3 protein-coding genes are annotated in these 13,246 nt (G+C 59.3%); 2 read left to right on the forward strand and 1 reads right to left on the reverse strand.

From position 1 onward, the window contains the following. The first annotated feature begins 101 nt into the window (after positions 1-101). Both pvdO and CCOS865_RS19555 read left to right on the forward strand, forming a co-directional pair. Entirely contained in the window at positions 102-962 is an 861-nt protein-coding gene (gene pvdO, locus CCOS865_RS19550) for a dihydropyoverdine dehydrogenase (RefSeq protein ID WP_208644554.1), read from the forward strand. 156 nt (positions 963-1,118) lie between these two features. Then, complete coding sequence (locus CCOS865_RS19555) at positions 1,119-3,563, forward strand: TonB-dependent siderophore receptor (RefSeq protein ID WP_119143858.1); 2,445 nt, start codon at positions 1,119-1,121, stop codon at positions 3,561-3,563. 482 nt (positions 3,564-4,045) lie between these two features. Here CCOS865_RS19555 and CCOS865_RS19560 read toward each other — a convergent pair. Next, the coding region (locus CCOS865_RS19560) for a non-ribosomal peptide synthetase (RefSeq protein ID WP_119143860.1) at positions 4,046-13,246 on the reverse strand (9,201 nt) is incomplete at its 5' end.

Below are 13,246 nucleotides of genomic sequence, written 5' to 3' on the forward strand. Positions count from 1 at the left end.
CCGTGACCCAGTCACTGGTTAATTTTTCACCGCCTCGACTCGTCTGAACTGCGAAGCACCGGCCCTTAGCCGCGTGCATTCACCTGTTTCGAGGACCACCGATGAACGCATCAGCTTGGCTCTACCGCCCAGCGCAAATCACCTGCCTGCTGCTCCTCAGCGCCTACGCCCACGCGGCCAAGCCCGGTGAGGTATTCCAGGACTGCAAGGACTGCCCCGAGATGGTCGTACTGCCTGCCGGCAGCTACGTCATGGGCGCCCCGGATGACGAGCCCGGCCGCCAGCCCGACGAAGGCCCGCTGCACACCGTGACCTTCAACAAGCCGTTCGCCATGAGCCGCTACACCGTCACCGCCGGCGAACTGGACGCTTATATCAAGGCCACCGGCACCGTCATCAAGAGCGGCGACGACCGCCCAGGCCGCTGGTGCGAAGCCAGCAAACCCACCTACAAGCAAAGCGCCCGCCAGCCAGCGGTGTGCGTCGACTACGACGAAGTCCAGGCCTACACCGTGTGGCTCGCCAAGCACACCGGCAAGCCCTACCGCATGGTCAGCGAAGCCGAGCGCGAATACGCCGCACGCGCAGGCTCCAGCGGCCCCTTCCCGTTCCCGTTCGACGCGCCCGGCAAGTACGAGATAACCCAGCACGCCAACACCTACGGCCCACGCGATGGCTACACCTTCACCGCGCCAGTGGGCAGCTACCCGCCCAACGCCTTTGGCATGTACGACATGCACGGCAACGTCTACGAGTGGGTTGCCGACTGCTACCACGAGAGCTACGACGGCGCCCCGACCGATGGCAGCGCCTGGATCCAGGACCCGCAATGCATCCGCGCGCACATGCGCGGCAACGACTGGGGCGAGCCACCGATCTTCTCCCGCTCGGGCAACCGCAACGACCGCTTGAAAACCACCCGCGGTGATTTCCTCGGCTTCCGGGTCGCCCGCGAACTGTGACCAGAGGCACCCCTCAGGATTGAAAGTTACAGCTGGTCGAGCGTCGCCTGGGGGCGCTGCAACTTTTTAGTCAATGGGAATCGTTCCGGTTTTCAAGCCTTGTTGCGTCTTATAGATCACATAGAAAAAAACACCTCTGCCAACGAGAAAATAATCATGTCTCTCCCGCATCACAGCGTGCTCCACCCCTTGGCCAAAGCCCTGCTGATCCGCCACGCGATGCGCCCGCAACGCGCCCTGTCGAAAGTCGGCCTGGGCCTGGCGCTGTCCATGGCGGTGGCTGCACAAGTGCAGGCGCAGGAATGGACCCTGGATATTCCTGCACAGTCGCTGAACTCGGCGTTGCAGGCGTTGGCAAAGCAAACCGATACGCAGTTGCTGTATAGCCCCGAAGACATCGGCGGCTTGCGCTCTACAGCAGTAAAGGGGCGTCATGACTTGCAGTCGTCTCTGCGTGTGCTTTTACAAGGGACCGGGCTGCGGTATCAGATCGATGGCAATACTGTAACTGTGACAGGGGCGGCCGCGGGGGACGGCCAAGTGGAGCTTTCCGCGACCAATGTGAACAGCGTGGGTTTGGGAGCAACGACCGAAGGAACCGGCTCCTACACAACCGGCTCGACCAATACCGCCACCAAGATGAACCTCTCGATTCGTGAAACCCCACAATCGGTCAGTGTCATCACCCGCCAGCGAATGGACGATCAACAGCTCAACAGCGTGACCGATGTGCTCAACCAGACGCCCGGCATCACCATGTCTCAGGATGGTGGTCTGCGCTACAACATCTACTCACGCGGTAGTGCCATCAACACTTACCAGCTCGACGGTGTTACCACGACCCAAGAAAACCAAACGCGGAACATGCCTAGCACCTTGCTCGACATGACGTTGTACGACCGGGTCGAAGTCGTCCGCGGCGCAACTGGGCTTATGACCGGCGCAGGCGAACCTGGTGGTGTAGTAAACCTCATCCGCAAGCGCCCGACGCGCGAGTTCCAATCACATATACAGGGCAGCGTCGGCTCTTGGGATTTCTATCGCAGTGAGGCCGATGTGTCTGGTCCGCTAAACGACGATGGCTCGGTGCGTGGGCGCTTGGTGGCGGCCAAACAAAAGAACGGCAGCTTCAGGGACTGGTACAAGCAGGATAAAGATATTCTCTATGGCGTGTTGGAAGCCGACCTGAGCGACAGCACACTGGTGCGGTTTGGGGTCGACTACCAAAAGTTCAAGGGCACCGGGTCCCCTGGCGTGCCATTGCTCTTCACCAACGGCAAGCAGACCGATTTCTCTCGATCGACCAGCTCCGGTGCTCGGTGGATGTACGATGAATTGGAAACCACCAACTACTTCATGGCTGCCGAACATAAGTTCGCCAATGACTGGCAACTCAAGCTGGCCGCGAACTACATGGATTCCGACCGCGAAAACTACAACGGGTCCTATCAGACCTCGTCAGGCCGTGCCTGGATAAACGAAGAAACGGGAGCCGCCCGTATGCTTCGCTACAACGCGGTAGCCGAACAAACGCAACGGGGTCTGGACCTGACATTGCAGGGCCCTTTCTCCCTATTTGGGCGAACGCATGAGTTCATAACCGGCTTCAACTACCAAGATTACAAAAATGACCACACCGGTTATGACATCGGCGTAACTTCGGTCAATTTCTATGAATGGGATAACTACCTGCCACGGCCTACCGAAACCGGCGAGATCGGTGAGATCTTCAACATCAAAAGCCGCCAACGCGGTAGCTATGCGGCGTTCAAATTCAATATCATGGATGATCTGAATGTCATTGTCGGTGCCCGCACGTCCGACTATGACTACAACTACTATTACGCGCCGCAATACACCAGCATGCATGAGCGCGGCGAAGTCACTCCGTACGCCGGCATCACCTACGACCTGACTCCAGAGCAATCGGTCTATGCCAGCTACACCGATATCTTCAAGCCGCAATCACAACGTAATCGCAGCGGTGCCATCCTTGAGCCGGTCGTGGGCAGCAACTATGAAGTTGGCTGGAAAGGCGAGTTCTATGGCGGCCGTCTGAATGCGAATACCGCGTTGTTCCTGATTAAGCGGGACAACCTGGCGGTGCAGGACGGTGATGCGATTGTCGATGGCACACTCGATGAATCCGCCTACAAGGCAGCCAAGGGCACCGAGACCAAAGGTATTGACATGGAGATCTCGGGTGAGGTCCTGCCTGGCTGGCAGGTGCAGGCCGGTTATAGCCATGCGCGTACTGAAGATGCTGATGGCGTGCGCCAGCTGACTCAGCTTTCAATGGACACTTTCCGATTTTGGAATACGTATCGGCTGCCCGGCGACTGGAACAAGCTGACTGTGGGCGGTGGGGTGTCCTGGAATTCCAGCACCTCCCTCTACTTCAGCAGCCTCAATGCCAGAGCCACTCAAGACGACTACAGCGTGGCAAGCGTGATGGCGCGCTACCAAGTGACGGATAAACTGGCAGCCACGCTGAATCTGAACAACATCTTCGACGAGAAATATTATTCGGGGATTGGCGGCAGTGTCGGTCACTACGGTGACCCACGTAATGCCACCATGAACCTGCGTTACGATTTTTAAGTCATCACGTTACAGGCCTGCCCGCCTGACGCGAAACCACGACCTACCGTACGGCGTTATTCGAAAGGACAACGCCGTTTACTTTTAAGGCCAAAACACGCGGTAAGAATCAACCCTTTCAGTGTGGCCTCACCTGGGTTCATCTTTGAAAACCACAAACTCGGAGACGCGGCCTCAAACGTCACGTATCTAAACGCAGCAGCTGGTTTACGTCGCGAAAGGCTGCAAAGCAACCTTCGCTAGCTTGATCGAAGACGCAGTTTAAAAATAGCTTGAACGAGCTGATTTAGATGCTGCCGGTGTTGATCATCTGCGATGATCGTCGCGCCCGCTTGTGCAACAGATTCAAGGCTCTAGGGGTTTCAATCAAAGCAGGACTACGCTGGCAAAACCCACGAAAAACCTGCGGAGTCCATTGTCACACTGGACGCCGCAGGTCATCGCAACAACTACCCCGATACAGGCAGTGAATTGAATGGATCTCAGTCAGTTACCAAATCGCCTAAACACAGCTCTCCGACCAATCCGTCGATGACATCAGGGTGTTTGAGGATGCTGTAGTGATCAGCAGCAACGGCTCTGTCTACTTTGCTCCCCTTGATCCAGGCCTCAGCACCATTGCCTGCCCACCAACATGATGCGGCTACCTCTGTTGCTGGCAGCGCCAATAATTGCTCCGACAGCGCTTTGAGCCGCATGGCCACGATAAAGGTGTGAGCAAGCTCTCCACTGTCAACTGTAGCGAAGCTCGACCCTGGCTCCAGGTCCGAACGCACCTGCTCGATCAACTGTTCCAGCACAGGTTGTTCAATACCAGCCGGGACGTAAGGCAGCGCAAGGCGCTCTTTGCCAGCCCCCAACAGCACGCCAAGGAAACCGCCCAAGTCGCTGCTCCAGTCAAAGGACTCAATGGGTGACTCGTCGGTCGGTATGAAGCTGTCCACCAAACCCAGTAGCGACACCTGCTGCCCATGACTTTCCAGCTCTTGGGCCACCAATACCGCAAGCGTGCCTCCCAGAGACCAGCCTGCCAGCCGGTAAGGCCCTTCGGGCTGCTTCTGACGGATGTACTGCGCATAGTCGACAGCCATCGACTGCAGCGAGTCGTCTTCCCACGCGCGATCAAGCAACATACGACATTGCACCCCGTAAACACTGCAGCGGCCATCCAGGCGACGCGCAAGTGGTTCGTAGTCGAACACCGTACCAAAGCCGGCATGCAGGCAGAACAAGGGTTGGACGTCGGCAACCCGAGAGTTGAGCAGTAACAGCGGATCGAGGCTTCCCTCGGCGGCTGAGTAGCCCGACAGCTCGCCGATAGTCGGCTTGGCCATCACATCGCGCATTTTCAACTCGATAGACAGATCACGACGGGCGCGCACCTTGGAGAGCATCTTCAGCACTCTCAGGGAATCGCCACCCAGTTCAAAGAAGTTATCGTCGACACCCACTACTTGCACGCCCAGCACTTCCTGCCAGATGTCCGCCAAGGCCTGCTCGACATCATTGCGTGGGGCCACGCGCTGCTGCAATCCAGAAAACTCCGGAGCAGGCAATGCTTGACGATCGATCTTGCCGTTTGGCGTGAGCGGCATAGCCGGCAGCAGCACCAAATGTGCAGGGATCATGTAATCCGGGAGTTCTGCGCGCAAAGCGTCACGCAACATCGCAGCAGTACTGGCCGAAGAGCTAGTGACCACGTAGCCGACCAACTGTTTACCGCTGAGAGCATCCCGGGAGACCACGACCGCATCCCTGACATCGGGCAGATTGCGTAGGCGCGCTTCGATTTCACCGGGCTCGATTCGGAAGCCACGAATTTTAAGCTGGTTATCCAACCGGCCGATGAAGTCGATCACCCCATCGGTACGCCGGCATACGCGGTCCCCAGTTCGGTAAAGGCGAGTGCCCTGGCCAAATGGATCGGCCACGAATCGCTCCCCCGTGAGCGCCGCACGTTGATGATAACCGCGCGCCACTCCCTCGCCGCCGATGTACAGCTCCCCCGCAACACCATCGGGCACCGGGTTGAGGTCTTGGTCGAGGACATGCAGTGTGCGCTGACCAACCCGTTCACCGATTGGCGCGTATACCGCTTCACATGACTGCCGCGCCGAGACCTTCCACAGCAACGGCGTGACTACCGTTTCGGTAGGCCCGTACCCATTCGTCAGGTACTGGGGACGTAGTGTCCGCTTAACCAGCTCGAACAGCGCATCAGGCACCGCATCACCGCCAAAACAGTAGATCCGTACCGCTGGTGCAGGCTGCTGCTGAGTTTCGGCAAATTCGGCCAACTGTTGTAGGTATGCCGGCGGGAAGCAGGCGATATCGATGCGTTGAGCATGTAGCGTCTGCCAGGTTTCTTCTGCGCTCCACAAGCGGTTATCGCGCACTACCAGGCACCCGCCCGACGATAGCGTCGACAACCAGCGCTCCTGTGCACCGTCGAAGGCAAACGACATGAACAGCAGCTCGCGGGTAGCCGCGTCCATCTCGTAGAGCTGGGCGATAGCCTGGCAATGCATACTGATTTGGCCGTGGCTTACCGCTACACCTTTCGGTTTGCCGGTCGAGCCGGAGGTATAAATCAGGTAGGCGAGGTTGTCGTCCTGCATTTTGACCTGCGGCGCGTCGGCCGACAGGTCCGTCAACATCAGGCGGTCAAGCTCAACGCAGTGCTCCACTTCGGGGAAACGCTGGCGCAGGGTACTGCTGGTAAGCAGCAGGTTGATGGCCGAATCCTCAATGATCCACTGCAGCCGATCCTGTGGGTAGTCGATGTCCAGCGGCACGTAGGCAGCACCCGTTTTCATCACCGCAAAGAAGGCCACGATCACCTCTACAGATCGCTCCAAGGCTATGCCGACCGTTACCTCCGGCCGTGCACCTAGGCTGATCAGATGATGGGCCAGGCGATTGGCACGCTGCTCCAACGCGGCGTAGCTCAACTGTTCACCCCCACAGATGACCGCCAGCGCATCGGGGCGAACCAGAGCATGCTTGGCAATGCGCTGCGCCAGAAGCGTTCCGCGCTGCTCGCAGGGCTCCAATTGATTACGCTGGTTAGCTTGCCGGGCTTGCTCAGGGGTGAGCATTTGCAGGCTACCGAGAGTGGCGTGGGGATCGTCGAGCATGGCATCTAGCAAGCGTTCGAAGCTGCCACGGATGGTCTCGGTTCTAGCGTCGGTAAAGCGGTTGCGCAGGTAGAGGAACTCCACTGACAGCGTTTCGCCCAGATGCACCGCCAGGTCCATGGCGTAGTTGGTCACGTCACGGTTGCTGACCTCACCAAACTGCAGCGTCCCTCCACCGGCTTCCTGAAGGCGCTCATCCACCGGGTAGTTCTCGAACACCACGATGCTGTCGAACAGCGCCTGCCCTGGTTGCCCCGCCCACCGTTGAACATCGGCCAGCGCGGCATGCTCATGGTCACGCAGTTCCAGGTTGTAGGCTTGCAGCTCTTGCAGCCAGTCACCGATGATTTGTTGAGGCTGCGGCGTCTGGACGACCGGCAGGGTGTTGATGAACAGCCCGAGCATTTCATCCGCCCCCACCAAACCAGCCGGGCGGCCAGCCACGGTGGCCCCGAAGCAGACAGTGGACTGGCCCGTGTAGCGCTGCAGGAGCAACAGCCAGGTCGCCTGAATCAAGGTGTTGGCCGTCACCCGCAGACGCTGCGCTTGTTCGCGCAACCGCTGGGTACGCGGAGCGTCCCAGAGCAGATACAGCGCAGCGTGTCCGTCCTGTTGCTGATCGAGCTGCTGCAACCCATTGCCGGCGAGCAGCGTAGGGCTTTCCAATGCGCAAAGCTTGCTCTTCCAGAAGTGCTCCAGTGCTGCCTGAGGCTGTTCGCCCAGCCAACGAATATAGTCGCCAAAACGCGCAGACAGCGGGGCAGATGGACGACCATGATAAGTCTGCAACACCTCGCCAAGCAGGCGGGAATTGCTCCAGCCATCCATTAGAATGTGATGACGAGTCCAGAGAAGGTGCAAACGATCATCGTCAAGCCGCACCAGGGTCAGTCGCATCATCGGAGCAGCCGCCAGGTCGAACCCTGCTGCTGCATCATCCGCGGCCAAAGCCTGCAAGGCCTCAGCATTCACCTGACGATTTCGCCAGTCATGCACGATGACCGGCAATTTGACCTTTCGATATACCAGTTGCAGCGGCTCCAGCAACTGGGCCGACGACCAGAAGCCCGTCCGCAGAATATCGTGGCATGTGATGACATGCTCCCAGGCAGCGATGAACCGCTCGATCTCCAGCCCTTGGACTTCTACTGAAGTCTGGTTGATATACAAGGCGTCTTCCGAGCCATGCAAGGTATGGAACAACATGCCTTGCTGCATCGACGACAGCGGATAGATATCAGCAATCTGCGCTGCGGGGGCTGGCAAGCTTTCAAGTTGTTCCTGGCTCAGTCGAGCCAAGGGGAAATCAGAGGGCGTGACACCACGATTCTGCGGTTCACAGCAATGTGCAATCAGCGCCTCCAGTTCTTTGGCATAGTCGTCGGCAAGGCGCTGCATGACCGCTACATCGTAGCGTAGCGCACTGAAAGTCCAGCCAAGCTTCAGCTCGCCCCCATATACCTGACCATTCAGCGAAACCTGACTGTCTAGCGGAGCATCACGGTGCTTGGTCGCACCACCAGCTTCTTTGGCAGGCGCAAATAACCCTGCCTGCTCATCGAAACTGCCATCGAACTGCCCGAGATAGTTGAATACGATCTCGCCCTGCGGCAGCGCCATCAGGGTCCCGCGCGCATGGGCATTGCCCAGATAGCGCAGCAGGCCATAACCCAAGCCTTTATTGGGGATTGCCCGCAACTGCTCCTTTACCGTCTTGATCGAATTGGCCAGCCCTTGCTGCGGACTCAGTCTTACCGGATACATGCTGGTGAACCAGCCCACGGTGCGGCTCAGGTCGATATCGTCGAACAGGTCTTCACGGCCATGCCCTTCAAGACGGATCAGCACGTCCGAGCGCCCGGTCCAACGACCGATCACCCGCGCCAGACCAGTCAATAGCAGGTCGTTGATCTGTGTCCGGTAGGCCACCGGTGCTTCTTGCAGCAGTTTGCGTGTGGTTTCGCGATCCAGCCGCGTACTGACCGAAGCGGCATGCTGCTGTTGGTTGCCGCCTTGCTCATTGGCACACGGCAAGGCATCGCTGGCGCCCTCTAACTCGGCTTTCCAGTAGTTCAGTTCGCTCTGCAGTCCGGAACTGGCCGCATACGTCTGCAAATGTTCCGCCCAGGCTTTGTAGGCACTACTCTTGGCAGGCAACCCTACCGGCTGCTGATTACGCAGCGCTTGATAGGCCTGTTGCAGGTCTTCCAGCAATAAACGCCATGACACACCGTCTACCACCAAATGATGGACCACTAACAGCAGGCGCTGGCTACCGTCGGGGAAACTCCCCAGCACGGCGCGAATCAATGTTCCCTGGGTTAGGTCAAGGCTGCGCTGGGCTTCATCGGCAATCTGAGAAAACGCATCGGTATCCGAACAATCTCGACTCCATAGGATCTCACCCTGCACCTCGGGCAGGAACTCGGCCTTCCACAAGCCATCCTTGAGGTCAAAGCTCAGCCGCAGGGCATCGTGATGCGCCACCAGTGCACGCAGTGCCTGGTGCAGAAACTCGGCTATCAATGGCTCGTTCGGCTTTAGCACAATGGACTGGTTCCAGTGTGCCCGCTCAGGAATGTCAGTCTCGAGGAACCATTGCTGTATCGGTGTCAGCGGCATCACGCCGCTGACCAGGCCTTGATCGACACTACTACCGAGCGTTCTCCGAGCAACCGTGGCCAAACCTTGCACTGTCTGGTGCTGGAACAGCTCTTTGGGCGTGAACTGGATTCCCGCCTGGCGCGCGCGACCGACCACTTGCAGGGAGACGATGGAATCCCCTCCAAGCTCGAAGAAGTTGTCGCTCAGACCGATCCGATCTAGCTTCAACACGTCGGCCCAGATCGCCGCGATCTGCTGCTCGAGCTCGGTCTGCGGTGCCACGTAATCACCCTGTAGCAGGCTCGCGTCCGGTTGCGGCAGAGCCTTGCGGTCCAGCTTGCCGTTGCCCGTCAGCGGCAGACCGGGCAAGAACAGCAGGTGCGCAGGCACCATGTAGTCTGGCAAGGTCGTCTTCAGCGCACTGCGCAGGGCTTCACGCTCGCGAGCCTGGGCCTCGGAGCTGGCTATGATTGAAGTGTCAGCGGGCACCACATAACCCACCAATTGCTTACCGCCCGGACCATCCAGCGCCAGCACCACGCCTTGGCGCACACCGGCCTGCTCTTGCAGGCGCGCTTCGATCTCGCCCAACTCGATGCGGAAACCACGGATCTTCACCTGGTGATCGATACGTCCCAGGTACTCGATCACCCCGTCGCCGCCATAACGGGCAAGGTCGCCCGAGCGATACAGACGACCGCCGTTGGCGTCGAACGGGTTAGGCACGAAACGTTCGGCGGTCAGGCCCGGACGACCGTGATAACCGCGGGCAAGGCCTGCCTGACCGATGGCTAACTCGCCATGCGTACCTGGCACGATCGGATTCAGCGCGCCATCGAGCAGGTACCACGACAAGTCCGGGATCACTTCGCCAATCGGGCTGCTGGCACCTTTGTGCAGATCTTCCAAGGTGATGGGTCGGTAGGTCACGTGCACGGTGGTCTCGGTGATCCCGTACATGTTGATCAAGCGTGGCTGCTCGTCACCGAACACCTCGAACCAGGGTTTGAGGCTGCCTACATCCAGGGCTTCACCGCCGAAGATTACGTGACGTAGCGCCAGGCGATTGCCGTCGCGCGCGCCTTCGCAGGCGATCGGAACGAGGTGGCGGAACGCCGATGGCGTCTGGTTCAGCACCGTCACCTGCTCACGGATCAACAGCGCATGGAAATCTTCCGAGGAACGCGCCACGTCCTTCGGCACCATCACCGCCTTGCCGCCATACACCAGCGCACCGAACAGCTCCCACACCGAGAAATCGAACGCGTAGGAATGGAACACCGTCCATATGTCGCTCGCGTCGAAGTGGAACCAGTCCTGAGTCGCCGCAAACAGCCGGACCACGTTGTGGTGCGGCAGCAGCGTGCCCTTCGGCTTGCCAGTGGAACCGGAGGTGTAGATCACGTAGGCGAGATTCTGCGGCGATATTTCGATGCCGGGGTTGGCTTCGCTGTAACTGGCCAGGTTCTGCTCGTCCAGCTCAAGGCAGTGAATACCGGCGGGGATCGGCAGCGCATCGCGAAGGTGCGCCTGGGTCAGCAGCAGCGTGATGCCGCTGTCTTCGAACATGTAAGCGAGGCGATCCTGCGGGTACTCCGGGTCCAACGGTACATAGGCGCCGCCAGCCTTGAGAATCCCCAACAGCCCAACGACCATCTCCAGACTTCGCTCCATGGCGATGCCGACCAGCACATCCGGCCCCACGCCCAGCTCAGCCAGCTTGTGCGCCAGTTGGTTCGCCCGGCGGTTCAACTCGCCATAGCTCAGTGTCTGCTCAGCAAAGACCAGCGCCGGCGCGTCCGGCGCAGCGGCCACTTGGGCCTCGATCAGTTGATGGATGCTGCGCGCGTCCGGGAAGCTCGCCTGGGTACGGTTCCAGCCCTGCAGAATCGCGTTCTGCTCGTTCTCGCTCAACAGCGGTAAGTCAGCGACGCGCTGCTCAGGCTGGCGAGCAATACCTTCCAGTAAATTCAACCAATGCCGCGCCATGCGTTCAATGGTTGAAGCATCGAACAGGTCAGTGGCATAGGTCAGCGCGGCGCTGATGCCCTGCTCGTGTTCGAACGTGTCCAGGGTCAGGTCGAACTTGGCGGTCTGGCTGTCCCACGCCAGCTCCTCCATCTCCAGACCCGGCAAGCTTCGGCGCTCGCCTATGGCCTGAGTTTGATGGTTGTACATCACTTGGAACAGCGGACTGTGGCTGAGGTTACGCTCCACCTGTAGCGCCTCGACCAGTTGCTCGAACGGCAAGTCTTGGTGCGCTTGCGCGCCCAACGCCCGCTGTTTGACCTGCTGCAGCAGCGCACTGAAGGTCATCTGCGGATCGAACTCGGCGCGCAGCACCTGGGTGTTGACGAAGAAACCGATCAGCCCTTCGGTTTCGACCCGATTGCGGTTGGCGATCGGCACGCCGACACGGATATCCGCTTGCCCCGAGTAACGATGCAACAAGGCCTGGAAACTGGCCAGCAGGACCATGAACGGGGTCATGCCTTGTTGCTGGGCCAACTGTTTCAAAGCTCTGACCAGTTGCTCACCAAGGCTGATTGTCTGGCGTGCGCCGCGATGGCTGGCCAAGGCCGGGCGTGGATGGTCGATCGGCAGTTCCAACACCGGGTGTGCATCGCCCAATTGCGCAGCCCAGTAAGCCAGTTGCCGCTCTTGCTCGCCGGCCTCCATCCAGTTGCGCTGCCAGATCGCGTAGTCGGCGTACTGGATCGGCAAGGGCGGCAGTTCAACCTCGAGCCCCTGGCTATAGCCTTGATAGAGTCGTACCAGCTCATTGACCATCACCGGCATCGACCAGCCGTCAGAAACGATGTGATGCAGAGTAAGCACCAGAACGTGATCATCTACGGCAAGACGCAGCAGGCGGACTCTCAGGAGAGGGCCCTGCTCTAGGTCAAATGGTCGCTGGGCTTCATCCTGCAGGCGTTCACGCAGGTTGACCTGGTCAGTCTGTTCGATGACCTCGACGGCCAGTTCGAGATACATCTGTGGAAGAATCAGTTGGACCGCGCGCTCCCCGTGCAGTCGGAAAGTAGTCCTGAGCGTTTCGTGGCGGGCGATCAACGCGTCGAAACTCTGTTGCAGGGCAGTAATATCCAATTGCCCTTTGAACCGCAACGCCGCAGGGATGTTGTAGGTTGCACTCTTCGACTCCCATTGCCACAGAAACCATTGGCGCTGCTGGGCATAGGAAAGGGCCAGTGGCTGATCCCGAGAAACCCGCTCGATCACAGATGCCTGCGCTTGGGTAGCTTGCTCCGCACACTTGGCAAAATCACCTAACACTGAAGCGTCAAACAGTCTGCGTAACGGCAGCTCGACCCCCAGGCTATGACGGATGCGCGAAATCACCTGAACGGCCAGCAACGAGTGTCCGCCCAACTCGAAGAAGTTGTCTGTCAGGCCGACGGTGTCCTGCTTCAACACATCGGCCCAGATCGCCGCGATTTGCTGCTCAAGCTCGGTCTTAGGCGCAACGTACTCACCTTGCAGCAAGCTCGCATCTGGTTGCGGCAGGGCCTTGCGGTCCAGCTTGCCGTTGCCTGTCAGCGGCAGACCGGCCAGGAACAGCAGGTGTGTAGGCACCATGTACTCAGGCAGGCTCGCCTTTAGCGAAGCACGCAAGGTCTCGCGAAGCCCCGCCTGGGCCTCAAAGCTGTCCATGACTTCGCCAGCGGCAGGCACGACGTAACCCACCAACTGCTTGCCACTCGGCCCCTCCTGCGCCAGCACAACGCCTTGGCGCACACCGACCTGCTCTTGCAGACGCGCTTCGATCTCGCCCAACTCGATGCGGAAACCACGGATCTTCACCTGGTGATCGATGCGCCCCAGGTACTCGATCACCCCGTCGCCGCCATAACGGGCAAGGTCGCCCGAGCGATACAGACGACCGCCGTTGGCGTCGAACGGGTTAGGCACGAAACGTTCGGC

The sequence above is a fragment of the Pseudomonas reidholzensis genome (assembly GCF_900536025.1).
Lineage (GTDB): Bacteria > Pseudomonadota > Gammaproteobacteria > Pseudomonadales > Pseudomonadaceae > Aquipseudomonas > Aquipseudomonas reidholzensis.